Here is a 25751-nt window from a genome sequence, read left to right on the forward strand (position 1 = left end):
AAGCTCACACGGTGCAGTACTGCTAAACAGACCCTTGCGTCATCGACTAGCGATTGTTTCCGGTAGAATAGATCTAGGCATTCGCTAGTCGACACCTTGTAGGAACGTCGCTTATGAACCATTAGATTCAAGTGGAAGCGTCATCTTAAAAAGAGCCCCGCTGTGTCCGCTTTTCTCCAGTGTTAGTGTTCCGTTGTGGCTATTGATGATCGAACGGCAGATCGCAAGACCAATACCAACGCCGTGCGGCTTCGTCGTGTAGAACATCTCAAAGATTTTGTCTTCCTCACCAACGACGACACCGCTACCAGAATCCTGAATGCGAAGGACTGCGGCATTGTTCTCAATGTGAGTTGAGACCGTGATCAGACGTGATTGTTCGTCGATAAGGACCACCGCATCTCGTGCATTCTGTAGCAGATTAATGATCACCTGTTGAATGTAAATTCGATCGACATCGACACTAGCAGAAGTCGCTTGGAAGTCGCATTCGACCTTCACATGGCTGTTCGCGAGATCGTGTTGCACCATTGCCAGGGAGTCCTCAACGAGATCATTGAGGAGACAAGACTGCCTGGCAAGCTCCTTGTATTTTGTAAACTGTCGAACGCGTCGGAGAATGTGCACCGTCCGTTCACTCTGTGCACCGATCTCAGTGACGATTGATTCGAGAGTGGAGTCCTCGAGATCTAGCTTTTTCAAGTAATGCCTCGCAGAGTCGGCGTAGTTCCCGATTGCGGAAATCGGTTGTGCTAACTCATGCGACAGAGTAGCCGACATCTCTCCCATAGTTGTTAACCGGGCGGCGTGCATCAGTTGCTTACTCTGAAATTCTCGATTGGCTTCGTTCTGTAGACGGTCGGAAATGTCAATGAGGAACGACACGAGGACGTCTTCATCTTCATAACTCACGAGCGTCGCATGAATCTCAACCGGTCGAGACGTCCCTCTTGCCTTGATCATGAACTCAAAGGTCGCCCGTTTTCGGTCACGCATCATTGCAATTTGGTTGGCCCAGGACTCCGCAGTAATTGCAGTGATATCGAACACCGACATCTGCTCGGCGACTTGCCGAGAAACCCCCAACCAATCCGCCGCGAGATTGTTGACGTAGATAAGATTACCGGAAATATCGATCCAGAAAATCTTACTGTTGCCTTCATCGAGTGCGACTTGTGAGAAACAAAGGGACCGCATTGCTCGTTTCGTATCGGTGATGTCGATATGAATCCCTTTCATAGCAACCGGTTTGCCGTCGGAATCACCGACGACAAAACCCTTCGAAAGGATCCAACGCCAACCGCCATCACTGTGCTTTAACCGAAATTGCACCTCGTACTCGTTCGAGACTGTTCGGATTGCTTCGGTAACAATTTTCTGAGTTGTCTCACGATCGCCCGGATACAATCGGCTCTGGAATTCGTCGAACGTCTGCGAGACATCCTTCGGGTCCAAACCAAGTTGCCGGCACCAGGACCGGGAATAAGTGACGTGATCCGTAGCCAGATCCCAGTCCCACATCCCGATATTGGCCTGATCGAGAAAATATTGAAGGTCCGACTCAAGTTTTTCGGTCGGCTCATCCGACTTGGCGGCATTCTCAATTTGATTTAATATCAATTGCGCCTGCCGTTGCTGATCGGGTGGAACGAGAGTGAGGAGTTCCCCAATTGATCGGCGCTGCTCAACGCTCCAATATTCTGGTTCTGCCATCTCATTTACACCGTATCAAGACCCAAACCGTCTTCCGTCCAAACTAGAAGAGGCTTGAAGTTGACTCGAGATCAAGTTTTTTTGACTCGAAAAACATTATCAAATGGCCCAGATACAACCGAAGATATTAATGAATATCAGTGCATGGCGCCAACAGTCTTCCTAATTGCGCCCCAGATATTGATTTGCAGGTCGCGGAATTGGAGCCAGATCGAATGTCAAACGTTTACATTGTTGAGGATGACGAGGCCGTTCGCCGTTCACTTCGCTTGACGCTAGAAATCCTGGGGTACCACGTTGACGACTACGAGAATGGAGAAGCCTTCCTCGACATGCACTCCCCACCTCCGCAAGTTCCTGCTGCTCTGTTACTTGACGTCGGCCTTCCCGGCTTGGATGGACTCGCGGTTCAGAATCGTCTCAATGCAGAAGGCTGGCGGTCACCAATCGTCATGATCTCAGGCCAGGCAGAGATCGCGATGGCTGTCAAGGCGATGCACAATGGTGCCTTCAGCTTCTTGGAAAAACCAACCCTGCCGAATGAACTTCAGGCCGTCCTCGAGAAAGCTTTCCTGGAAGACCGTTCAAGGATTGACGCGCTCGAATGGAGAGAAACAGTCCTCAACCGCGTCCGAAACTTGAGTCGTCGCGAACGCGAAGTCCTGGAACATACGCTTCAGGCCAAGAACACGAAGCAAGTTGCGATGGAGATGTTCATCGGCGTCAAAACAGTACTTCGGCACAAGAGCAATGTTCTCAAGAAGATGAAGGTTCGCAATGAACTGGAGTTGCTATCCATGCTTCGCGAGATCTATCCTGAGACCGCCACGGAAGACTCGAATCCGTTGAAAGACATTGCATGAGTCTCACACGGTTACTCAACGAGATATACATCCGACGCAGGTGAAAGTGGCTTCGACGGCGTGAGATTGCAATCCAGCACGTTGACGATCCGGAGCGTTCCACAAGCGAATGTCAGATCGTACGTGCCTTGTCCCACAAAAAGCACCTGTCCCCACTTTGAATAAATCGATCCCGAGAAATCCGAACCGAGCAGCAAAAGGTCAGATGCGACCAACGCAATTGGATTTCGTGATTGACGACGTTGAAAGACTAGCAGTCCGTCATATGGACTCCCCGGATCGTCGAGACCGTGGATCTTGCTGCCTGGCAAGGCCGTGTTGATCACAACACTTGGCAATAGCGAGCTAAGATGATTGGGCGGCGGACTATCTGAGCTATCAGAAATGTCTGGAAAGCCCGTCCATGGAGAGAACGTGCCAGAGTCCGTCACGTAGAACATGACGCCCTCTGCATCGATTGTGCCGGCCGTCAGCGCGACCGCAATTCCTGTCAGCGGGTTCACACCACGCACGATGTAGACACCCGGCTCAAAAACAACTCGTCCCGAGATCACATTGATCCACTCGTAGACACCCGGTTCGAGCCTTGTCGTTGGTCCAATCAACGGCAGCGAAACGACATCGACACCGCCGTGCTCGACGCTCGATACATTCGTCGGATCGCTGCTCACTGTCGGAACAGGGAGCGACTCGTAGGGGTCCGCAACTGGCAACCGGTTGGCGGATAGCGGGTTGGGTTCACCCCCGTCAACGTGACCATAGTTGTTCGGATTGCCAACGCCGCCTGTGACCCGTATCTCACGCGCCTTCATTTTCGTCAGCGAAACTAACGGCGTGCACGAAATCGCATGACGAAGCCCACCCAATGGGGGTTCCTCTCCCGCGGGGTTACCATCAACGTCAACACCTCCCCACTCCGTGTTGACATGCACCGCCCCATCGACTTCAAGAGCACCAGCCCCAAGAACCTCAAGTCCTCCCAATTGGATCGAAGGCAAGGTCACCGTTAGCAATCCACCTGTCAGACCGGAAATCGTGACTGGAGACGGATCGGGGTCTAGGACAACAATGGCAGCTGACTCGGTGGAAACTTCGAGACCCGCAACAGCCCTGCTACGGACTGACTGAGTTGCCTCCCCACCTACGAACGGATGGAGATTTGTCGGAACACTTTGCGTGAGGTTCACTTCCACATAGTTAGTCCGGCCGATGTAGGGACCGCTCGTCGGCGGAGAACTCACGTCGATCTGAAAGTTCCCAAAATCCGCGTCGTGTTGGATCGCTGCGATCACCGACTGCATCGGATCGTCCGCAACATTCGGATCTGAAAACGCGATGGCGGCACGTGTCGCACCAGCGTCGGCAAGCGACTGCAGATCACGACTCGTGACCATCAACAAGCTTCCGTCGAGCACAAGCCCAACTAACCCCAACAGCATCGGCAAACAGACGCTAAGAAGCACTAGAACCTTGCCACCGCGTTCATTGCTAGTCGATCGATCTCCATTGCAATGTTCGTGAGATTGCATCAATTCCAACTCCTAGTGACGGATTGTTGTGGACGACGACGCTGATAGGTTAATCTGATCGACCGAAACAAGTGCCGGGATAATCGACTGATAAGGATAGTTTAGCGACACACGGATTCGATCACCGACTTGATTGCCGCCGTCACTCCACTCAATCTGTACAGATACGTTTTGCAAGTCTGGAATCGTCAAAGTCCGCCGAACTTGCTCCCCGATCACCGAATCGTCGGCGGCGTTTCCCTGATAGAGTTCCGGCCCCAACGCTGACTGCTCTGGTTCTGATAACGCTCCCGACACTGCCACAAAACGTGCAAGCCGACGGGCCGACTCCGATAGCGAGTTGGAATGGAGTACCCCGATTGCCAAATCAGCCATTGTAAAGAGCGTCAAGAATAGCACATTCGCCACAAACGCCGATTCAACGAGAACGGCGCCTCGACGCTTCATCGGCATCAGAGACCGACGCACACTTTGAACTCTCATGGGGATTTCCCGATAACAATCACTTACCGATATCGAACAACTCGAAGCTGATGACTAAGCACGGTTTCACTAGGTAAGCCAGGGAAACTCGTCACTACCTCGACGGGAAAACTCGCCTCGATAGTAATCACTCGCTGCCCCGAAACTTGGTCATCGAAGGTAACTGACGTTGTCAGCAAAGAAGGGTCAAAGTCAGTCAATAACTCTAATTCCGAAACAATCCGAGAACGAATCTCTTCCTCTCCGGTTGCCTGCGTAAAGCTTGTAAACGCAAACGTGGCTGCAAACTCTCCAGCGCTGGAAACACCGCTAACGAGGACCATCGACGTGTGAGCGACTCGTCCCAGATCAATGCAGGCAAGAGTGACATAGACTAACAGTGGTAAGACGATCGCGAACTCAGTCGCTGCTATGGCCCGACGCGTGAAGGAAGGGGCAATTCGTCTACGTTTCTTCTTGAACATACTAGCCTTCCGATCTACTTCTCGCTCGACACAGCTTCAGACGCGCCGAATTTCTCGCTTAGCTGGATCATCGCCGGACCCGCCAGAGCGATAAACACCGTCGGAAATATTAAAAGTAGCGTTGGTATCATCACCATCACGGATGCTTTTTGCGCACTTTCTTCCGCTCGCTGTTCTCGTTGTGTTCGCATCATCTCGGCGTTCACACGTAACGCCTCCCCCATGCTTGCACCGGTCAAACGAGTTTGGCGAATCAAGCTGGCGAAACTTCGCAGACAGTCCAAGTCTGAGCGTTCTGCGAAACTCTCGAAGGCATCGTTCGGGGCAGTGCCCAGACTAATTTGATTATCCACGCGCAACAGTTCTGCCGCCAAGACAGGATGCGCATGCGTCAACTCCACAGACACCCGTTTGACCGATGCTTCCAAGGCCAATCCGCTCTCAATGCATGTCGTCAAGAGATCAAAGAAATCAGGGAGCGAGCGAACGAACAACTGTTGCCGCTTCCTTTTCCGATAGTCCAGCCAGAGACTCGGAGTGAGAAAGCCAACCCCAGCCCCAGCAATGGACAACATCAACAACGTTTTCGGTGATAAGAACCCGCTGGCAAAGCACGACGAAACAACGAGAAACGGAAGTACCGCAAGCATCAACCGGATAATTGCAAACGTATAGATGCTGGCCGGTGAAGTGAACCCTGCTTGATACATCCGAAGTTGCAGCGTTGAGCGTTTAGACGGGTTTGCGGGAAGCAACCGGCCTGCAATTCTGGGTAGGATCTTATCATATAGTCCAGTCAATCCATCGACTGGCTCAGACGATTGCGATCTCTCCCGAAAGGACGACAACTCTCTTAGCCGATGAGTCGCTTTGCGGCGACGTTGGTGCAATACGGTCAGCGCACTACCGGTCAACACCGTCGATATCAGGAATACAAACAGATCAATCGGGTCAAGAAAAGTACTCATGTCAGACCTTCCGATGTTAATAGTCAATCTGGGTCAGTTTGCGAATCCAGAATGCGGCTACCAGATTGGCGATGGCCATGCCAGCAATGAGTTGCGGTCGGTCGAAGAGTACTGCCACATAGTCGGGCTTTAGGAAATGGATCGAAGCCAGTGATACGACCGGTAGTAGTGTCAGCACTGTCGCTTGCATTCTTGCTTCACCCGTCAGCGCACGCAGCCGAGCCTGCATCCTGAGCCGTGACCGGACAAGCTTTGATAAGTTCGTCAGAATCTCGACTAAGCTTCCCCCAGTCTGCCTTTGGACGAGCATTGCAACCGCGAAAATTTGAAGTTCCATCACGCCATTGCGATGGGCCAGGTCACGGAATGCTTCATCCTGAGGAAGACCCAGATTCTGCTGTTCGCTACATCGCTTGAACTCCGTCGAGATCGGTGGGCGATTCTCGTTCGCGATCATTTGTATCGACGCATGAACCGATTGGCCGGCCTTAACCGAGCGTACGATGAGTTCAAATGTTTCTGGTATTTGATTTAGTAGTCGACGTTGACGCGAAACGTATCGACTGCGAATAATGATAATTGGCAAAGTCAATCCAACCACACCAGCGATAGTCGACGCAATCAGCGAGTTGGTAGTGATGTAGAATACCCCGGCAGATGCTATTCCAATGGCAATCGAGACAAGCAGCAGTTTGCTGAGACTCCAGTGGATACCGGAATGCTCGATCATCACTTCAATCGTCTCGCGCCACGTGCCGTTTCGCTCGCTGTCCTTAGCCAATAGTCGGCGAAACAATGTATCCTCATCATCGCTCTGCGAGGAATCCGAATGTTCACGCAAACGCTTCAGCAATGCCCCCCGCGAATTTCGCCGATTATCGTGAATGAATCCCAAAACACCAGCAGCAAGGGCAACTGCCGATAACACTAACATCGATGCGGGCACGTATGAATGCATGAAATCCACCCAGTTGAATCCGTACTATTGAATCAGCAAATCTAGTGGCGAATGTCGATCGGTCTCATAACATCGCTTAAGGGAGCACTAATCATCCGTCAAGCGTGGTGGATTGATCCCTCTGGCTTGCATCGTCGATAGGCACGCTGGTTGAGCACACATACATCGGAAACGGCCCACAGCATTTCCCGTTTGATCAACTCCTTCCTGATCGTAGCGGAACAATTCATTCGACTTCACCTGCCCGTCTTTCACACCAACAACTTCAAGAACCTGAGTCACTTTGCGGACACCACCACTAATACGAGCACAATGCACTACGATATTCACTGCGGATGCGATTTGCCGATTGATGAACCAGACGGGAAGATCATAGCCAGCCATCCCAATCAGCATCTCCAGACGACTTAGCGCATCGTTGGCGTTGTTGGCATGAACTGTTGTCATGCTGCCATCGTGCCCAGACGTCATGGCTTGGAGCATGTCAAAGGCTTCCTCCCCACGACATTCCCCCACAATAATTCGGTCTGGTCGCATTCGAAGCGAGTTTCGGACTAGGTCTCGAGCAGTGATCGCGCCTCGGTTCTCCGAATTTGGGGGGCGTGTTTCCATACGTGCTACGTGGGGTTGCCGAAGTCTTAGTTCTGCAGCGTCTTCAATCGTCGCGATGCGTTCACTGCTATCAATAAACTGCGACAGAAGATTCAACATCGTTGTCTTCCCACTTCCAGTCCCGCCAGAAATAATCAAGTTGAGTCGCGACTTCACACAGGCAGCTAGGAAGTTCATGATTGGCCGTGTCACAGTGCCGAGACGCACGAGTTCGTCCACTCCCATATTGTCGGCATTGAAACGGCGAATCGAGACCAAAGCACCATCAAGGGCAAGCGGTTGGATGACTGCATTGACTCGGCTGCCGTCTGCCATCCGTGCATCGACCATAGGACTCGATTCATCGAGTCGACGCCCCATCCGATTGGCAATGCGTTGAGTAATTTCGACCAAGTGTTGGTTGTCGTGAAACTTGACGTTAGTCTGCTCCAATCGTCCGTTGCGCTCGACGTACACAGCGTTCGGACCATTGATGAGAATATCACTCAGTGTTGGATCTCGAAGGAGTGGATCAATCGGGCCAAGACCGAGTGTTTCGTCGATGATCTCGTTGACGAGGCGACTCCGTTCGGCTTGACTAATCAGTTCAGCTCGCGCGTCACAGAGTTTTTCGAGTCCTCTGCGAAGCTGATTCCGTAGCGTATAGTCATCCAATTGCTCGATGTTCGTAAGATCCATACCGCTAATCAGGTTTCGATGAATCTCAACCTTGAGCTGCTGAAACCGTGCTTGTGACTTTTCTTGATCACTAAGCATCATAGTCGGTGTCTGTCTCATGACGTCAACTTTCAGCCGGATTTTGAGGTGGATGGTCGTGGCGACCATGGCTCATGGAATCATATTGTGTATGAACTATGTCGATGCTGCTTCAACAACACGCTTTTGAGAAAAACATTTCGAGAGTACTGACCCGAGCCAACTCTTCGTGTAAGGGTGGGTATTTTGAAGATCTTTGCCTTGTCGTCTCATGTAAATGCGATTGATTGCTTTCGAGACCTCTGCGTTCGGCCATTCGGTGATGATTGGTTTGCCACAGTTGACACAATGAATCACCTTGGGGTCGTCGCTGATACTGAGCGGAATTGGGAAACTGATTGCCTTCTGGATCTCTTCGGTATCAATTGTCGTTGACGCGCCCCACTTGTTGGCCACTAGGTCAAGATTCCCTAATTCGAATTCGAGCTCGCGAAGTGTCTCTAGTTGCCGCATGGTATTCTTCACAGATGAAAAGTCTGTTCGAAAAAGGATGACTAATCGATCACAACGTTCGAGAAGATTTCGGTACTCCGCGAGGTGAAACGCAGGCACATCGATTATGATTTGATCGAATATCTCTAATGCCATCTCTGTAACGCGTCGGAGCATGTCGGCAGTGATGTCCGGGCCCTCGGTGATTCGTTCGGGCGATGCTAATACTCTCAATCCACTTTCGTGGGTCGTGAAGGATTGCTCGACCATCTTCTGGTCGAGGACGTCATAGTTCTCACAGAGGTCCGCTAGCGTGTGAATCGGGCGGAGGTTCAACAGAGACGATTGGTCACCTTTGCGTAAATCAAAATCTAACAGCCCACAAGTTTGTGCGTCTTGCATTGAGGCAATCGCGAGATTCTGTGCAACCATACTTGTGCCACTCCCACCGGCGGCACCGGTAACGATCGTTAAGCTGCCGCTATTTGCTTCGATGGCAGCGGACTTGGCCTGCGTACGTTTGATCGCATTGACAACTTGAAAATGCAAGTTCTCGCTTACGTCAAGGAAGTCGTCTGCACCTTCCTTGAGAATCTCGATGACTTCATACGGATTCGTCCTGTCGCCGATAGCGATGTAGTTCGAGTTTGACTGATGTTTGAGTTTGCGAAACAGTGTGATCGCTTGATTCGTTCGATTCCGAACATCAATAAAATAGAGCTTCGTTTGCGGGGTCGCATTCACTTGATTGGCATGGAGAGATTCCATCGGCAACAATTCCGGCAAACAATCGATCCCCATTTGCTGGAGTGTGGTTTGAATCGATCTTCCGAGTTCTTGATCACTGCTCACGATCAATGAGACTAAGTTTGATTGTTGACGTTTCATGGGGTTTCTCACGGCATTCGCAACCGGACGCCGCCTACCCCTCGGTATTACCGCGGTGTCGTTGGCGGAACCTTGGGGCAAGACGACACGTGTCAAACCTTGACAGCCAAGGAAAGATTACGTCAAGAACTGGCAGACGATGTGCCAGCGCATGAATATGCGAAAAGTTCGCATGTCGATCATTGACGCGTTCTTGGTTCTAATGTGTTGTCTGGGACGAGTTGTGAGGTGAGGTTGCAAGAAAGCAAGTTTGGCAGGTTTCGACGAATTCGGTTCGCCGTTTGAGGAGCTATGAAGAGGACCTTGAAATTGCAAAAAGCCGTCGGAGAGCCGACGGCTTGGAGTTTGATAAAGTTTTTAGGTTGAAATCAAAGCAACTACGATGCTGCACTCAACGAGTGTGATTGCCCGGCCCATGAGATCCAATCGGCCACTTCGGCGAGATCTGGTTTCTTCCCTGAGCGAATGATTCGTTCGCCGGGTTTTGATTCGACAAACGGGGTGATGCTTGCGAGCAATTCTTTAGGATCGGCGGCAGCAATCTTTGCAGGCTCACGCCAATCACAGGAAACAAGGATTTGGGCATCATGTCCGCGTATCTCAGGGATCTGACAGACAAGTTCTGCTTGGTCCTGCCAGTCGTTCACCAGTTGTGGCGTAATGTAACGAACAGCGACCTTTGACGATGTTTCTTCCGGATCGGCGGCTAACAGATCTGCTACCGTTTGAATACCGATCTTTTCCAAGCGTCGCGCTGTTTTTGGTCCGATTGAAGGAGCGTCCTCGACCGGGTCGTTCTTCGATAAATGAAAACGGAGTTCCTTGGAGGAGGCTTGCGAAGGCTGGTTTGGCTCGGTGTCTGGCTTTTTGAACGGGATCGTCGCGGGTGTTTCGACGGACTTTTGAGGTTGGTGATTCAAGACTTCCTCAGCATGGAGGTCTCGGACCATACGATCGTCTTCGGACAGCGTTTCATCGACTTTCCCGGTCGACTGATACTCCGCGAACATGGCTTCGACGAGCTCACGTTCCTCTGCGTCATCCATCTTCTGTGTGATCCAACGAATGGGAATTGTCACCGTTGCGAGGAATCCTTGCAGGGTGACATTTACAACTGGTGGTTCGACATTGGCTTCTTGAAATGCTCGTTCCAGAATGCGGGCGAAGCCAACCTGCGCGTGGCCGACCAACTCGGCTAACATCCGATGACTTTCGGCATCGAGTCCTGCAGGCGGGTTCTTGACCCCGTGCTCGAAATCGTACCGTTCGATCAGCGGTTCATAATACGGGTTCGAGGTTTCGGCTCCAGTTGTGACCATTCGCTCCAGCCAACCGTGGCCCTCGGGACATTCCACCTCAGGCATCCCGACGTGTTCGATGAGGACTTCACGGATGGTGTCGTAGGACTTTGTGATGCTCCACTCGGCGGCCCGGTGGATGTTACTTTCCGCCTCGGATTGTCCCGTATGAAACGGCTGGATGGGGTCGGTGTAATAGTGACTGAGAACGCCCGCTGAGTAAATCGCACTTGCCCATTTTCGGTCCTTCAACTCCGCGACCGTTGTGTCGTACCACCGTTTCGCAGTCTTCACCGCGCCGCCCCAGTAATTGTCACGAACATGCAGCACGTGGTTCCGAAAATCCTTGAACTTCGTGTCCGGAGCCTTGGAGCCATCTAAATAGACTTGGTGATACTTGAGAAAAAGATTCTGCCATTTCGTTGCCTGGGGCCCCCGAATGTGCCGCAACGCATCCATCGCCAGCTTATGGTGGGTGCTTCGACAACCACTTGCAAAGAGAACACGAAACAACAAGTTCATGGCGAATCCTTGGCCGTCGTCACAGATACACAAATAGCCACATTGATGTGGAAATTGGATGGGGCGGAAACGTAGCAAACCATTGGAATTGACGAAAGGTCGATTCGAACGACCACAATTGCGATTTTGGCGGTCGTAGCATTGAAAATGCCATCGAAAACCGTGTGAACTCATCGTGGAGCATTGATCGAATGACCGAGAATCCGCCAGAATGGGAACGACCTGCTCAGATTTGATTTCGACTCGGATAGACTTTATGCAACATCGCCTGCCGACATTTATGTCGCGTCTGATCATTTGCAGCTCAATCATTTTCGCATCGGCTGTGATTCAAGCCGCCGAATCGGTTGAGCGTCTCGGGAAACAATTCTCAGGAAACGTGAAACCGTTTCTCGAAAAGTACTGCATTACCTGCCACGATGCGGAAGCCATGATTTCCGGTGTTCGGGTCGATCATCTCGATGCGAAGTTCGGGGAAGATCAGATCAAGTTATGGCAAGGAATCCGTCGGCAACTCGATGGAGAGAAAATGCCACCGGACGATGAACCACGCCCGAGCAATGCGGAACGGCGTCGGGTTGTCAACTGGATTGACGAGGGCCTCGAAATCGCTCGGTCTCGCCCCGTCCCCAAGAACGGAGGTGTTCGCCGGCTTACGGTTGCGCAATACCGCAATACGCTTCGACAATTGTTGCTTTTGCAGGATGATCTCACTGACGTGCTTCCACCGGACGCCGTCTCTCGCGATGGTTTCGTCAACAACCAAGACACATTGGGACTTTCACCACTGTTACTGGAGGCGTATTTCGAGATCGCGGAGGACGCCCTCGATCGGTGCATTGTTGATCCGCAATTCAAGCCAAAGGTGCAGAGCTTCCGTGTTGATCTCGGCGCGGCAATCAATGGCGATCCTTGTCCCGACAAGTTGATCCTCGGGGCAAACAGTTTGCTCTTGGAGAACGAAGATTTTGTTGTCACGCAAACGCGACCTTCAAAGCCATTCGAATATGAACCTCTTCGCATGCGGACTCAATACCGGTTCAATGAGGGATACCGCGGGAACGCCACTGTACGAGGTTGGCGAGAGTACGACAGCATTTATCACGCGGTCTTTGCTGACATGCGTGGCTCACGAGGCTATCCCAAGGGACGCGCGTACAACACCGTGCCAGAAGGTTTGCTGTTGCGGCCTGCGATTCCCGTCGAAGAAATCTTCGGTGTCAGCAGCACCTACGGACCGCACGCGAACTTCAAAATTTCTCTACGTGAACTGCCGGACTTCGGCAACTTCCGCGTGACGGTTACAGCGGCGAAGTACAATGACGGACTCCTCCTTGATCCCGGTAGTCAACCGCGTGCCTCGGATGTGGCGGGACGAACTGTCATCGAGCGGGAGTCACAATCCAATGACATCGTGACAATCCCACAAGCTGGGGTGTATCAGATTGATATCGAAACGTCTCTGCGGAAAAACACGAAACCGCAGCAAAAAGACAAACCCTCCGAATTGACGCTTCGCATTGGTCGACGGGAGTTTATTGGAACCGTGCATCAACCAGCGTTTCTTGTCGTGCGGTTGCCGAAAGGGAAGCTCCCGGTGGACGTGAAACTTACCGGCCCCAAACGTTGGGACAAGATCGCGTTGACGCCGTTGTCGATCGACGATCCGTTGACGAAGCAATTTGAAACCTTCGAAAAACGCTCGCCGCAATTGGGCGTGCACCTGGGTCTCCGGCGAGATTGCGGTAGCACACTCGCTCGGGTGGGTTCGGTGCAAACGGTCTCCAGTGTGGAGCCACAGCGTTACGTCTTCGAAGGGGCCATCAGTAACTTTCCCAGCCCGGAAGTGGAAAAAGACAACGTCAATTACCTCGCGGGGATTCGCGAAATCGGCGTGCGAAGCGAATACACGGATGGTCGCGATATGCCACGTCTTCTGATTCGCTCCGTCGAATTTGAGGGACCGTACTATGAAACATGGCCACCGGCTCCGCATCGGAATCTTTTCATTGATTCTCCGCACAAACAGGATGAGGCGACGTACGCCAGAGACATCATTCGCACGTTTGCCACACGGGCTTTCCGCCGCCCGGTCTTGCCCGCCGAAATGACAACGCTGGTCAGCGTCTTCGAGGAATCTCACGCCGGTGGCCGAAGTTTTCAAAACAGTGTGCGCGATGCACTTCAGGTGGTGTTGACGTCTCCGCAGTTTCTGTTTTTGATCGAGAACAGTCACACCCCAAAGCCGGAGCCTATTGATGACTATGAGCTAGCTTCGAAGCTCTCGTATTTCCTGTGGAACGGTCCGCCGGACCATGAATTGTTGGCGTTAGCCAAAGCCGGAGAACTTCGGAGCGATTTGGATTCTCAGGTCGCCCGTCTCATTGCGGACGAGCGGTTCGAGAATTTCGTCGGCGAATTTGCTTCGCAATGGCTTGCGTTAGAAAAGTTCGATGTGCTCGAACCGGATCGCAAGCGATTTCCCAAACTCACGCGGGAAGTTCGTGAGCATCTTCGAAACGAGCCGATGCACTTTCTGAAATACGTGATTCGCCAGAACCTCTCCGTGCGGAATTTGATCCAATCGGATTTTGTTGTGGCGAATGAAGTCGTCGGCGACTATTACGGACTGCTGAAGAAGTCAGAAAGTGGTTTTCAGTTTGTCGCCATGCAGCATGACCGTCCGGATCTTGGCGGCGTGTTCGGACAGGCGGCGATCATGGCGGGATTGTCCGATGGTCGCGAAGCCAACCCGGTTAAACGCGGAGCTTGGCTGGCGCGAAAGATCATCGCAGAACCGCCAGACGATCCCCCACCGAATGTGCCCGCTTTGGAGGAGTCAACCGAACACCTTCCGTTACGTGAACGATTGGCGAAGCACCGCAATCAGCCAGGTTGCGTCCAATGTCATACGAAGATTGATCCCTGGGGCATCCCGTTTGAACAGTACGATGCCGCGGGCAAATGGAAGTCGCAATCCGTAGATGCTCACTCGACACTTCCCGACCACACCGTGGTTGATGGCGTCCAGGATCTAAAACGGTATCTCGCCGAAGATCGGCTGGATCAAGTGGCTTTCAGCGTACTCAAACATTTGGCGATCTACGCAACCGGTCGCGACTTGACCTATAATGAACTCGAGACTTTGCGACAGGACCAGGGTACACTAAAGCTGAATGCGTATCGATTTCAGGACATGATCCGCTTCGTCGTTCAAAGTCCGATGTTTCTCGAAAAGTAAACCCGCCGCTCATCCGCCTCTGATTCTAACTCTCCTTCCGACTCCGAAAGCAATCATGAGCAAATCCTTAAAACTTGACCGCCGGGCATTTCTACGGGGGCTTGGTGGCGTGGGCTTGGCGTTGCCGGCTCTCGACGCGATGGGCAGTTCGGTCACGGAACAACCACCACGACGATTCTGTGCGTTATACACCGCCAATGGGATGTCGCTACCACGCCAGGAACACGGTCTCGACGAATGGAGTTGGTTTCCGACTGCGGAAGAAAATGGCCAATTCCGCTTTGGACAATCGACCGAACCGCTAAGTGCTTTCCGTTCACAACTGAGCTTTCTCGGTGGGCTTTATCACCCGAGCGGACCGAAAGCCGACCCCCATGTTTGTTCGGACATGTGGCTCACCGGTGCCACACTGCACAACCCCGAGCCGGGCACCTACAACACTGTCGGACTTGACCAAGTCATTGCGTTGCACACCAAAAAGGAATGCAGACAACCATCGTTGGTGTTGTCGATCGACGCCGGAACCGGTTTTCTGTCTCGCACGGGAACGATTTCCTACAGTCTGGAAGGGAAGCCGATCCCCGCGGAGAACAACCCCCGCCGAGTCTTTAATCGGCTATTCCGAGCGGATGCGGTCTCCATGAAATCAGAACGCGATGCTCTTCGAAGGCGAATGAAACTCGTCGACGCGGTATCGCAAAGTGCCAAGTCACTGAATCAGCAACTCGGTCAAACGGATCGGATGCGGATGGATCAATATTTGACCTCCCTGAATGAGGTTGAGTCCCGTTTGATTGCGTCGGAGCGTTGGATTGATGTCCCGCTGAAGCCGCAGGACCACTCGCATCTCGATTTGGACATTACGAACGAAGACGAACCTGCCGAGTATTACCGCAACATGTTTGATCTGATCGCATTGGCGTTTGATGCCGACATCACGCGGTCGGTGGCCTTTATGCTCAATCGTGAGGATGGCATGGGCATCAGTGATACGTTCCCCCTGAAACTCGGTTTGCCCCGAACGCACCACCAACTTTCGCATGCCGGCGACAAAGACGGCCAACTCGCATTCGCGAAATACGACCTGTTCCTCAGCGAACGGTTAGCCCACTTCTTGGAGCGATTGAACGGGTATCAAGACCGCAATGGTAGCGTTCTCGATAACACCATCGTCTTGTATGGAAGTGGGGCGAGTACGACGCACATGCCTCGAAACTTGCCAACCTTGATTGCCGGCGGGGCCAACATGGGACTTCAACATGGCAAGTACTGGAAAGACGGCGAAACACGGATGTCGAATGTCTATCTAAGCATTCTCCGATCCATGGGAATCCACACCGACTCGTTCGCAGACAGCACCCACACCCTTAGCAATTCGATTTTCACTCAAACGTCTTGAAGACACCGAAAACGGAATCAAGAACGACGGAACGTTCACTCGTAAGCGAAAATTGATTTGTTCCCTGGAAAAACAACGGACGATCGGCCATTCTGAAGGCGAATTCTTGGAACCTTCAAGGAAATGGTCATGCGGATGCGATCAGCATATCTAGTTTTGACTTTGGCGGCCCTGACGACGGCACTTCCGTCCGCGATTTGCGAGGAATTGAGTCTCACGTTACGTAGCCAGTCAGAACGTGCGAACGGTGAATTTGAATTTCGCGAGCAAACGGAGACATGGAAGCCGGAAGAGACGGCGATCATTGTTTGCGATGTGTGGGACTTGCACCATTCTTTGAATGCCGTCAAACGGCTGGAGCAGTTTGCACCGCGGTTGGATCGCGTTTTGAAGAAAGCTCGATCCGCTGGCGTGACAATTATTCACTCACCCAGCGATTGCATGGACGCCTACGCAGAGCATTCCGCTCGAAAACGTGCCCAAGAAGCGCCAATAGCGTCTCGAATACCTTTCGAAATCAAGTCCTGGTGTTCGGTGATTCCCACCGAAGAACGTGCTGTTTATCCGATCGACCAATCGGATGGCGGTGCCGACGATGATCCCAAGCAACACGCGGTTTGGGCCGCGAAACTCAAGAGTTTGGGTCGGAACCCCGGCACGCCTTGGAAGTCGCAGTCGGCTTTGATCACAATCGATTCCGAAAACGATTTCATCAGCGATCGTGGCGACGAAGTTTGGAACATTCTCGAAAGCCGTGGAATCCAAAATGTGATTCTCACAGGTGTGCACGTCAATATGTGTGTGCTTGGGCGGCCGTTTGGCTTGCGGCAGATGGTCCGCAATGGCAAGCATGTCGTCCTGATGCGAGACATGACCGACTCCATGTACAACCCGGAGCAGTGGCCGTACGTCAGCCATTTTGAAGGCACGCGACGCATCATTTCACACATCGAACGTTATGTTTGCCCCACGATTTCCAGCGATCAAATCCTTGGAGGCGACGAATTCCGATTTCAGAATGCGTCCGCCGACAGCGAATCTCCCGAATTGACTCGTTCAACACCGTCGTCAGAACCGGCCGATTATCGCAAGCACTGGGCCAACATCACCGTGACCAGTGACGACACAACGAAGTCACATGACTCTCTTAGGGATATTGACGCCCCTCAGTGGTATCGGTGTGTGCTACGGATTCCTCAGACATGGTTGTCGAAAGAATCACTGACATTGTCTTTGCCCTCATCGATCGACGTAAATGACATCCAAGGGTGGGTCAACGGGGCTTCCATCGAAAGGTCAACCGAGGCTAACAGTCTTGTGATCGATTCCGAATTCGTGACTGGAGACGAGGCGAACTTGCTCGTGTTGCGTTTGAAAGAATCAACCGGTTCTCGGTTGCAAGCCCCTGTGCTGAATTCCGGTGGGAATCAACTGACATTGGCCGGACGTTGGCAGATGCGAGTGGGTAATGATCCGACATGGGCCAACATGCCATTGCCCGCGAAGTTCGGGACCACGACGGACATCGTCTTCCAAGCAGAACCGCCGCTGTTTACCCCCACACCCCTGACTCGCCCTGGTGAATTCACGCCCGGCATCGAAGGGCCTGCGTGCGATGCAAATGGGGACATCTACGCGGTCAATTACATGGAGCAGGGCACGATCGGCCGAGTCTCACCGGATGGTGACGGAGAGGTCTTCGTCACACTGCCGGAAGGGAGTGTCGGAAACGGTATTCGCTTTTTACTGTCCGGCGATTTCTACGTGGCTGACTACATGCAACACAACATTTTACTAGTCAATGCGGCTTCCCGTGCCGTGTCCGTTCATGCCCATCATGGCGGTATGAATCAGCCCAACGACATCGCAATCACGAATGACGGAACCCTGTATGCCAGCGACCCGAATTGGTCCGAAGGAACTGGCCAGATTTGGCGAATCGACCGTGATGGGACCGTCACCAAAGTGGCCAGCAAAATGGGAACCACCAACGGAATCGAAGTCAGTCCAGATGGAAAAACGTTGTACGTCAACGAGAGCAAGCAGCGAAATATTTGGGCATTCGACATTGCACCAAGCGGCGACCTCTCCGGCGAACGCTTGGTCAAGAAGTTCGCCGATCATGGCTTCGACGGAATGCGTTGCGACGTGGATGGCAATCTCTATGTCACCAGATATGGGAAAGGGACCGTTGTGAAGTTGTCGCCGTCGGGTCAGATACTCCAGGAAATCCCGGTACTGGGTGAGCGACCAAGCAATCTGTGTTTCGGCGGTCCCGACGGCCGAACCGTTTATGTGACGGAAGTCGAGTTCTCAAGGTTGGTCAGTATTCGTGTGGATCGGCCTGGACTGAGTTGGACCCGCATGAACAAAACGAAATCCAAACGTTGACCATCGAAAGCACACGCCACACCATTGATGCATCAATGCCAGCCGATGTATGATGCACCGAGGGTTTCGCGTTTGAATTTCGAACCGAGTTTGGAAGACACGTTTTATGCCTGTTCTTCGGCTGCTATCCGTCTGGCTATTCATTTTCGCATTGATTCTTGATGGCACGCTGAGTGCGGCGAACAATGAAACGCTGACATACGAGAAAGACATCCGCCCGATCTTTCGGGAACACTGTTTCGACTGTCACGGTGCGACGGAGGAACTCGAAGGCAATTTGGATCTGCGTTTAGTTCGGTTCATGAAGAAGGGGGGCGACGCGGGTCCAGCAATCGTGCCGGGAGATCCGAATGGAAGCTATCTGCTAGACCGCCTCCATGACGGCGACATGCCGCCCGGCGAAGGCAAAATTCCTGACGAACAAATCCAGACCATCGAACACTGGATTGCCGGTGGTGCGAAAACGAGTCGGCCGGAACCCGAAACGATCGGCCCAGGACTGGGCATCACGTTGGAAGAACGCAGTTTCTGGTCGTTTCAGCCAATCCAACGACCGACCGTCCCGGCGATTGAGTCCTTCCCCAAGGATGCCCGAGTTCGCACGGGAATCGACGCCGTCATCCAGTCGGTCCCAGACGCTCAGTCGTTTGCGCCCGATGCGGACCGTCGCGTACTCATCGTTCGGGCCTACTTTAATCTGATTGGTCTGCCTCCTTCCCCGGAAGAACTTCACAAGTGGCTGAGTCACTCCGACGAGGATTGGTACGACCAACTGTTGACCGAGTTGCTGGACTCGCCGCACTACGGCGAGCGATGGGCGAGACATTGGCTGGATGTCGCTGGGTATGCCGATTCGGAAGGCTATACGACAGCGGACGCCGATCGCCCCTGGGCTTGGAAGTATCGCGATTGGGTCATCCGGGCCTTGAATGCGGATATGCCGTTTGACCAGTTTATCACCGAGCAACTCGCCGGTGACGAACTCATGGAGCCACGCAAAGGTGATCTAACACCGAGGCAAATCGACTTACTGACAGCGACGGGTTTTCTCCGCATGGCGGCGGACGGAACCGGCAGTGGTGCCAATAATGTCGACGGTCGAAATCAGGTCATGATCGACACACTCAAGATCGTCGGTACTTCGTTATTGGGGTTATCGGTCCAGTGTGCGCAGTGTCATGACCATCGCTACGATCCGATTCCACAAACCGACTACTACGCATTACGCGCCGTCTTCGAACCTGCCCTCGATTGGCAAGCCTGGAAGACACCACGATCACGTTTGGTCTCTCTCTACACGGAAGCCGATCGCAAGAAAGCGGCCGAAGTTGAAGCGGCAGCGCAAAAGATTGCCAAAGAAAAGTCGCAAAAACAAACCGAATACATGAATCAGGCGCTCGAACAAGAACTCAAGAAGTTCGATGAGCCACTGCAAACGAAACTGCGTGAGGCCTATCGAGCGTCGACGAAAGAGCGGACCGATGAACAGAAAGCTTTGCTCAAAAAATATCCCAGTGTCAATATCACGCCGGGTGTGCTGTACCAGTATTTGCCCGAGGCCGCCAAGGAATTGAAAACCTTCGACACACGGATTCAGGAAGTGCGGGCGAAGAAGCCCGCCGAGCAATTTATCCGTGCCCTCGTCGAACCAGCAGGGCACGCTCCGGACACGAAACTTTTTCATCGTGGTGATCCTGGGCAACCTAAGCAAACGGTACGACCGAGGGCATTGACCGTCGCGACGCCCGAAGACAAGTCGGCAGAATTCCCACTCAATTCGGATTCTCGGCCCACGACGGGGCGACGTTTAGCATTTGCAAAGTGGCTCACGAATCCCAAAAACCCACTGTTCGCCCGCGTCATCGTCAATCGCGTTTGGATGCATCACTTTGGCAAAGGCTTGGTTTCAACGCCAGCGGACTTCGGAAAACTTGGTAACGTCCCATCTCATCCCGAACTTCTCGACTTCCTAGCCGATGAGTTTATGCGAAGCGGCTGGAGTTTGAAGTCGCTGCATCGTCTAATTTTGAATTCGACCGCATGTCGACAAGTTCGCGACGTCGATTCTGATTTCCGTCCCGGTCTCACGCGTTTGGATGCGGAGATCATCCGGGATCGAATGTTAGCTGTATCTGGAAAGCTCGATCACACGCTTTTCGGAAAGCCATTGCAAGTCAAAGAAGACGAAACCGGTCAAGTCGTCGTCGATGGCGAACAAACTCGCCGCAGCATCTACATTCGCCAGCAACGCAGTCGACCACTAGCAATGTTACAGACATTCGATGCCCCGGTCATGGAAACCAATTGCGAGGTCCGCACAAATTCCACCGTTGCAACGCAATCTCTAATGCTTCTCAATGGCGAATTTATCTTGAACCAATCGGCGAAACTGGCCCAAAGAGCGATTGAAGAAGCGAAACCACTTTCCGAAAGTCAATTGGCAGCCCTCACAGAAATTGCAGAGCTACCCACAACAAACTGGCAGTATGGATTCGGTTCATTCGACGAGGCGGGGAATCGCACGGAAAACTTTTCGCCCTTGTCGCATTGGACTGGAACCCAATGGCAAGCAGGTCCAACATTGCCCGATCCGAATTCTGGATGGGTCCTATTGAATGCCCAAGGAGGACACCCAGACGTCCCCAATCGCGCGGTGATCCGGCGATGGATTGCCCCGCACGATGCTACGATCTCAATTGAGGGGAAACTTTCTCACGGTTCTCCCCATGGCGATGGTGTCCGCGGACGAGTGGTATCGAGCCGACATGGCAAACTCGGCGAATGGTCGGTTCACAATTCGACCACCGTCACATCAATTGCCAGCACCGACATCAAGGCAGGCGACCAAATCGATTTCATCACAGATTGTCGAGAGAGCATCACATCGGATTCGTTTAGTTGGCCGTTGACCATTCAAGGAGCCTATCCACAACAGGCAGAACGAACCGTTTCCTCAAGCAAAGCATTCCAAGGTCCCCCCCCAACCAAAGACAGCCTCGCAGGACAAGTCATCCGAGTGTGGGAACTCGCTTTTTGCCGTCAGCCATCGCAAGATGAACTTGCAACCGCACTCGATTTCTTGTCCCGCCAGATCAACCTGTTCCAAGACTCGCCGGAATTTATTGCAAAGAATCAAACAGCTCACAGCCAGGCACTAACGAGTCTTTGTCAAGTCGTATTTAGCTCAAACGAATTCCTCTATATTGAATGATTCGACTCGGTTTCTCTCAGTGAAAGAATCCTATCCTACGATTGACAACTCACTCGAAGAACACATTGGCAGTTTTTACGAACACTCGGCCTTAACGAGTCTTCTGAGTTCCTTCGCACAGTAATTCGAACGTATCGAGTCGAGTTTGATCTTCCAGCCGAATATCCACTGACTGACTATCCCCACCAAACGTCAAAGTCTCCACGAATGAATATCGATCCAGAAACGATGGTTCAACAAACCCGCCGGGAATTTCTTCAGCGAAACACAATGGGGATTGGTTCGGTGGCATTGGCTTGGTTGCTTCAGTCAGAGGCCACGCATGCCAAGCCGAAAAATCTCCCGAAAGAACAACCGACACTCGACCTCACCCCCAAGACACCGCACCATCCGCCACAGGCGAAAGCGATGATCTCGCTGTTTCAGCACGGCGGACCATCGCATATGGATCTCACCGACCCTAAGCCGATGCTCACCAAGTTTGATGGGACCGACTACGCCGAAGACATCGCATACAGTTTTGTAAATGAAGCAAGTAAGAAACTACTTGGCACCAAGTGGAAGTTTGCGAAGCATGGCGAATGTGGAATGGAGCTCTCGGAACTGTTGCCGGAGACAGCTAGCATTGCTGACGATATCTGCCTCATTCGAAGTATGCAGACAGGCGCGAATGGGCATGAAGTTTCGATCCGTTACTTTCATGGTGGAATCCCCGGTGTACTAGGACGTCCGCACTTCGCGTCATGGTTGCTATATGGGCTAGGGTCCGAAACGCAAGAATTACCAGCTTATATGGTGCTAACGGATCCTGGTGGCCATCCTGTCGATGGCGTCAACAACTGGTCAAGTGGATTTATGCCTCCGCTTTATCAGGGGACGGTGCTTCGGCCGAAGGAACCTCGCATTCTCAACCTTGATGCACCACCTCATTTGCGGGGAGAACCACAACGTCAGAACCTGGAACTACTGCAGACGCTCAACCGGACCCACGCGGCACGCTTTCCCGGCGAACAAGAGTTGAATGCTCGCATTTCGAGTTACGAATTAGCCGCACGGATGCAGACTGCAGCCCGTGAAGCGCTTGACATCACGAAAGAAACAAAAGCCACGCAAGAGCTTTATGGAATCAACGACCCGACAACCAACGAGTATGGCACACGATGTCTAATCGCAAGACGACTCGTAGAGCGGGGTGTCCGGTTCGTGCAACTGTTTCTCGCCGGACAGCCTTGGGACAACCATAGTGGACTGATCACCGCATTGCCGAACGTTTGTCGTCGAACTGACAAACCATCTGCGGGACTCGTCAAAGATCTCAAACAACGTGGTATGCTCGATGAAGTCATTGTGCACTGGGGTGGAGAAATCGGTCGTCTTCCAGTGACTCAAAACCAAGGCGCTCCGGAAAAACATGGTCGCGATCACAACGGCCAAGGTTTTAGTATCTGGATGGCCGGTGGCGGAATTAAACCAGGTACCGTGTTTGGTGCAACAGATGATTTCGGTCACAAAGCGGTCGAAAACGTGGTGACACCGAACGACTATCAAGCCACTCTTCTTCACCTCTTTGGCCTCGACTCGAAAGAGCTTGTCTACACCACAAACGGCCAAGAGCAAGTTCTGACTGCCGGACGCAAGGCACGTGTCGTCCACGAGATTCTCGCTTGAACAAATCATAAACGTCCATCTCACTCGGAGTTCGCAAGCCGTGAAAAGACTAATTGTCCAAACTGTCATGATTATGAGCTCAGGATTCCTTGCATCCGCGAGTGCTGCTGATGGTGTGTTTCCTGTGCATTCGAATCTGAAAGCCGGGGTTGCCAAAGTCGATATTACCCCCGCCGACGTTCGCGACTTTGAAGTCACCGGGCATCGTCGCAAGGTGACCGGAGTTCGCGACCCGTTACGCGCCGGTGTCCTCGTTCTGAACGACGGTGAAACCTGGGCCGCAATTGTCACCATGGACACGATCGGTGCATGGGACGATATGGTGAAGCTCGTCCGCAAGCAGATTGAAGAACTCACGGACATACCCGCTGCCAACGTGCTGATTGCGGCCTCGCACAATCACTCGGGCCCGGCTTTCAATGAGGAATCAGATTGGGGACGCGATCTTGTCAGCAAAATTGGCCAAGCCGCCAAGGATGCCACTAACTCAATGCGAACCGTCAATGTCGGATACGGTGAAGACGCCATCGGTTTCGGAATTAATCGGCGGAAAGTCATCAATGGTCGCGCGGTCGTTCGTCTCAATTCAGAAGGTCTGAACGATCAGCGAGTCAAGGTTCTTCGATTCGACGATGGGCGATCCCTCACACCGATGGCCGTCCTGATGCACGCGGTCTGTCACCCGTGCTTTTTCACATGGGGCGACAAAGGCTCGCAGCCGTATCCGAATGGATATCCCAAAATGAGTGCGGACTTTCCCGGTGAAGCCCAGTCGTTTGTCGAAATGTGTTACGGCGGCCAGACAAGCTCTCTGTTTCTTCAGGGGTGTGCTGGCGACATTCGACCGAACCTTCCGGGATACCCGTACCGTTGTGCGGATGAGGCGGATATTCAATGGGCCGGTCGCGACCTGGGCAGCGCGGTGATTAAAGCTCTTGCTCGTAGCATGACTCGAGAGCAACTTCGGACTCGAGATGACTACTACCGAATTCGCACAGCGAGCAAGGTTGTGTCTCTCCCTGGCAAGGAAGGTCGAATCGATGCCGAACTGATGGCAATGAAAATCGGCCCGTACCTGTTATTGACGATGCCCGGTGAACCAATGGTTGAATACGGTTTCAAGTTGGAACATGACATCGCCGACCGAGCCATCCCGATTATCGTGGGATACGCCAACGGCAATATCGGGTACATTCCCACGGAGGACTCTTACGAGTCGGGTGGTTACGAACCGAATACTTCCAAACTTGTGCCGGAAGCGGAATCGATCATCTTGGCTGAACTTGGGGAACTGGCCGATCAGGTCGTGGGGGATGTCTTCGCGTCATTCTCGAAACATCCGAAAGACATCAAAAAACGCGAGCAGCTCAACAAGCAACAGACCAAAACTCCCGCTAAACCATAAATCGATATGACCACCACCCAACTGAACGATCAAGAACGCCGGACCTACTGGACCGAGCAAATGGAACTTGGCTACCAGATGGTCGAGGAACTGATGAGCTTCCCCGTAGAGGAGTGCGGCGAGGGTTTCGGTTCAATACCCGAAGCCGCCGAAGAGGCGGGCGTTGAAATCATGTTCTCAAACACGAAGATCGCCGGCGATTTAGACCGAGTTTTCTTTCTACGTGAAAGTCTTGTTCATGACGTGATTGAAATCACCAAAGCCATGAACGATCGGGGCTGGGTCCTGAAGATTGAAGACGGCTACCGTTCGGTGGAAATGCAAGGAGCCTTGGTCCGAAAGCCTTCTGTCTTCGATGCGGTCTTGCAAAAGTGCATTTGGGAGAACGGAGGACACATTCCGACAGAAGAGTTCGTCTTTCGGCGGGCGATTGTGATGGTCGCGAACGTGCCGAAAATTGGTACGCACATGTCGGGTTCAGCGATCGACATCTCCGTATACGAGCGAGACACCCAACAGGAAGTTTGGCGGGGTGGCCCGTATCTTGAAGTCAGTGAAAAGACCCCCATGCGGTCTCCATTTATCTCGACGGAGGAACTCGAAAACCGTCTCGCAATTACCGAGGTGATGGAATCGCATGGCTTCATGCATTTCCCCTACGAATTCTGGCACTTCAACAAAGGAGATGCGGGGGACCATATTTTGAACTCCAAGGCCGAACCGGCTCCGTTCGGCCCCGTGCACTGGAATCGCGAGACGAATGAAGTCACGCCGATTCCGGAACCGCTCCAGCCACTGAATCCACTAACAGTCATCAAGCAAGAGATCGCCGCTGCCATGGAACGGGCAGAGGCGATTCGATAAACGGACCCGTTCAACGAGCCATGTCCGCAATCGATCTCACATCAGTGCAGCGGCTAGTGATCCGTGTCTCTATGACTGGACATCAC

17 protein-coding genes are annotated in these 25751 nt (G+C 52.6%); 8 read left to right on the plus strand and 9 right to left on the minus strand.

Translation table 11 applies throughout. The features are described from left to right. Positions 1–111: 111 nt before the first annotated feature. Positions 112–1713 (minus strand): PAS domain-containing sensor histidine kinase, encoded by a 1602-nt coding sequence (locus G6R38_RS00005; RefSeq protein WP_166819649.1) that lies wholly within the window; start codon positions 1711–1713, stop codon positions 112–114. Between the two features lie 215 nt (positions 1714–1928). Between G6R38_RS00005 and G6R38_RS27770 the strand changes: the two genes are divergently transcribed. Further along, positions 1929–2576, plus strand: a complete 648-nt coding sequence (locus G6R38_RS27770) for a response regulator transcription factor (protein ID WP_206028406.1) — start codon at positions 1929–1931, stop codon at positions 2574–2576. An 11-nt stretch (positions 2577–2587) separates the two neighbouring features. Here G6R38_RS27770 and G6R38_RS00015 read toward each other — a convergent pair whose 3' ends face one another. The 8 genes from G6R38_RS00015 to G6R38_RS00050 all read right to left on the minus strand — a co-directional run bounded on the left by G6R38_RS00015 (position 2588) and on the right by G6R38_RS00050 (position 11486). Continuing rightward, positions 2588–4105, minus strand: a complete 1518-nt coding sequence (locus tag G6R38_RS00015; protein ID WP_166819650.1) for a pilus assembly protein TadG-related protein — start codon at positions 4103–4105, stop codon at positions 2588–2590. A gap of 12 nt (positions 4106–4117) precedes the next feature. Beyond that, positions 4118–4588, minus strand: a complete 471-nt coding sequence (locus G6R38_RS00020) for a TadE/TadG family type IV pilus assembly protein (RefSeq protein WP_166819651.1) — start codon at positions 4586–4588, stop codon at positions 4118–4120. A gap of 23 nt (positions 4589–4611) precedes the next feature. After that, on the minus strand, positions 4612–5052 hold the full coding sequence (locus G6R38_RS00025) for a TadE/TadG family type IV pilus assembly protein (protein ID WP_166819652.1): 441 nt from the start codon (positions 5050–5052) through the stop codon (positions 4612–4614). A 14-nt stretch (positions 5053–5066) separates the two neighbouring features. Continuing rightward, positions 5067–6020, minus strand: coding sequence for a type II secretion system F family protein (locus G6R38_RS00030; RefSeq protein WP_166819653.1), 954 nt, complete (start codon positions 6018–6020; stop codon positions 5067–5069). Positions 6021–6036: 16 nt separating this feature from the next. Beyond that, positions 6037–6954, minus strand: a complete 918-nt coding sequence (locus G6R38_RS00035) for a type II secretion system F family protein (protein ID WP_166819654.1) — start codon at positions 6952–6954, stop codon at positions 6037–6039. A 111-nt stretch (positions 6955–7065) separates the two neighbouring features. After that, positions 7066–8367 carry a CpaF family protein gene (locus G6R38_RS00040; RefSeq protein ID WP_166819655.1) on the minus strand — a complete coding sequence of 434 codons (1302 nt, stop codon included), beginning with the start codon at positions 8365–8367 and terminating at the stop codon, positions 7066–7068. A 75-nt stretch (positions 8368–8442) separates the two neighbouring features. Beyond that, on the minus strand, positions 8443–9666 hold the full coding sequence (locus G6R38_RS00045) for an AAA family ATPase (protein ID WP_166819656.1): 1224 nt from the start codon (positions 9664–9666) through the stop codon (positions 8443–8445). Positions 9667–10043: 377 nt separating this feature from the next. Continuing rightward, complete coding sequence (locus G6R38_RS00050; RefSeq protein ID WP_166819657.1) at positions 10044–11486, minus strand: DUF4332 domain-containing protein; 1443 nt, start codon at positions 11484–11486, stop codon at positions 10044–10046. Positions 11487–11742: 256 nt separating this feature from the next. On the opposite strand from G6R38_RS00050, the gene G6R38_RS00055 reads away from it, so the two are divergent. The 7 genes from G6R38_RS00055 (at position 11743) to G6R38_RS00085 (ending at position 25665) form a co-directional block, all read left to right on the plus strand. Beyond that, positions 11743–14727 (plus strand): DUF1592 domain-containing protein, encoded by a 2985-nt coding sequence (locus tag G6R38_RS00055; RefSeq protein ID WP_206028407.1) that lies wholly within the window; start codon positions 11743–11745, stop codon positions 14725–14727. A gap of 55 nt (positions 14728–14782) precedes the next feature. Continuing rightward, a complete protein-coding gene (locus tag G6R38_RS00060; protein WP_166819659.1) occupies positions 14783–16126 on the plus strand; it encodes a DUF1552 domain-containing protein in 1344 nt (447 codons plus the stop codon). Between the two features lie 129 nt (positions 16127–16255). Then, the gene (locus G6R38_RS27955) at positions 16256–18517 is read left to right on the plus strand and encodes an SMP-30/gluconolactonase/LRE family protein (protein ID WP_240928005.1); all 2262 of its coding nucleotides are present in this window, start codon (positions 16256–16258) and stop codon (positions 18515–18517) included. A gap of 106 nt (positions 18518–18623) precedes the next feature. Next, complete coding sequence (locus G6R38_RS00070) at positions 18624–21728, plus strand: PSD1 and planctomycete cytochrome C domain-containing protein (protein ID WP_166819660.1); 3105 nt, start codon at positions 18624–18626, stop codon at positions 21726–21728. Between the two features lie 228 nt (positions 21729–21956). Beyond that, positions 21957–23396: a DUF1501 domain-containing protein gene (locus G6R38_RS00075; RefSeq protein WP_240928006.1), complete on the plus strand. Its 1440-nt coding sequence runs from the start codon at positions 21957–21959 to the stop codon at positions 23394–23396. Positions 23397–23436: 40 nt separating this feature from the next. Then, positions 23437–24801: a hypothetical protein gene (locus G6R38_RS00080; protein ID WP_240928007.1), complete on the plus strand. Its 1365-nt coding sequence runs from the start codon at positions 23437–23439 to the stop codon at positions 24799–24801. Between the two features lie 6 nt (positions 24802–24807). Then, positions 24808–25665: a M15 family metallopeptidase gene (locus G6R38_RS00085; protein ID WP_166819661.1), complete on the plus strand. Its 858-nt coding sequence runs from the start codon at positions 24808–24810 to the stop codon at positions 25663–25665. The last annotated feature ends 86 nt before the right edge of the window (positions 25666–25751 follow it).

Origin of the sequence: Thalassoroseus pseudoceratinae, assembly GCF_011634775.1 — a bacterium.
Classification (GTDB): Bacteria; Planctomycetota; Planctomycetia; order Planctomycetales; family Planctomycetaceae; genus Thalassoroseus; species Thalassoroseus pseudoceratinae.

Coding starts and splice junctions, on each gene's coding strand:
- G6R38_RS00005 (WP_166819649.1), bottom strand. CDS start 1,713: ATGGCAGAACCAGAATATTGGAGCGTTGAGCAGCGCCGATCAATTGGG.
- G6R38_RS27770 (WP_206028406.1), top strand. CDS start 1,929: ATGTCAAACGTTTACATTGTTGAGGATGACGAGGCCGTTCGCCGTTCA.
- G6R38_RS00015 (WP_166819650.1), bottom strand. CDS start 4,105: ATGCAATCTCACGAACATTGCAATGGAGATCGATCGACTAGCAATGAA.
- G6R38_RS00020 (WP_166819651.1), bottom strand. CDS start 4,588: ATGAGAGTTCAAAGTGTGCGTCGGTCTCTGATGCCGATGAAGCGTCGA.
- G6R38_RS00025 (WP_166819652.1), bottom strand. CDS start 5,052: ATGTTCAAGAAGAAACGTAGACGAATTGCCCCTTCCTTCACGCGTCGG.
- G6R38_RS00030 (WP_166819653.1), bottom strand. CDS start 6,020: ATGAGTACTTTTCTTGACCCGATTGATCTGTTTGTATTCCTGATATCG.
- G6R38_RS00035 (WP_166819654.1), bottom strand. CDS start 6,954: ATGTTAGTGTTATCGGCAGTTGCCCTTGCTGCTGGTGTTTTGGGATTC.
- G6R38_RS00040 (WP_166819655.1), bottom strand. CDS start 8,367: ATGAGACAGACACCGACTATGATGCTTAGTGATCAAGAAAAGTCACAA.
- G6R38_RS00045 (WP_166819656.1), bottom strand. CDS start 9,666: ATGAAACGTCAACAATCAAACTTAGTCTCATTGATCGTGAGCAGTGAT.
- G6R38_RS00050 (WP_166819657.1), bottom strand. CDS start 11,486: ATGAACTTGTTGTTTCGTGTTCTCTTTGCAAGTGGTTGTCGAAGCACC.
- G6R38_RS00055 (WP_206028407.1), top strand. CDS start 11,743: ATGCAACATCGCCTGCCGACATTTATGTCGCGTCTGATCATTTGCAGC.
- G6R38_RS00060 (WP_166819659.1), top strand. CDS start 14,783: ATGAGCAAATCCTTAAAACTTGACCGCCGGGCATTTCTACGGGGGCTT.
- G6R38_RS27955 (WP_240928005.1), top strand. CDS start 16,256: ATGCGGATGCGATCAGCATATCTAGTTTTGACTTTGGCGGCCCTGACG.
- G6R38_RS00070 (WP_166819660.1), top strand. CDS start 18,624: ATGCCTGTTCTTCGGCTGCTATCCGTCTGGCTATTCATTTTCGCATTG.
- G6R38_RS00075 (WP_240928006.1), top strand. CDS start 21,957: ATGGTTCAACAAACCCGCCGGGAATTTCTTCAGCGAAACACAATGGGG.
- G6R38_RS00085 (WP_166819661.1), top strand. CDS start 24,808: ATGACCACCACCCAACTGAACGATCAAGAACGCCGGACCTACTGGACC.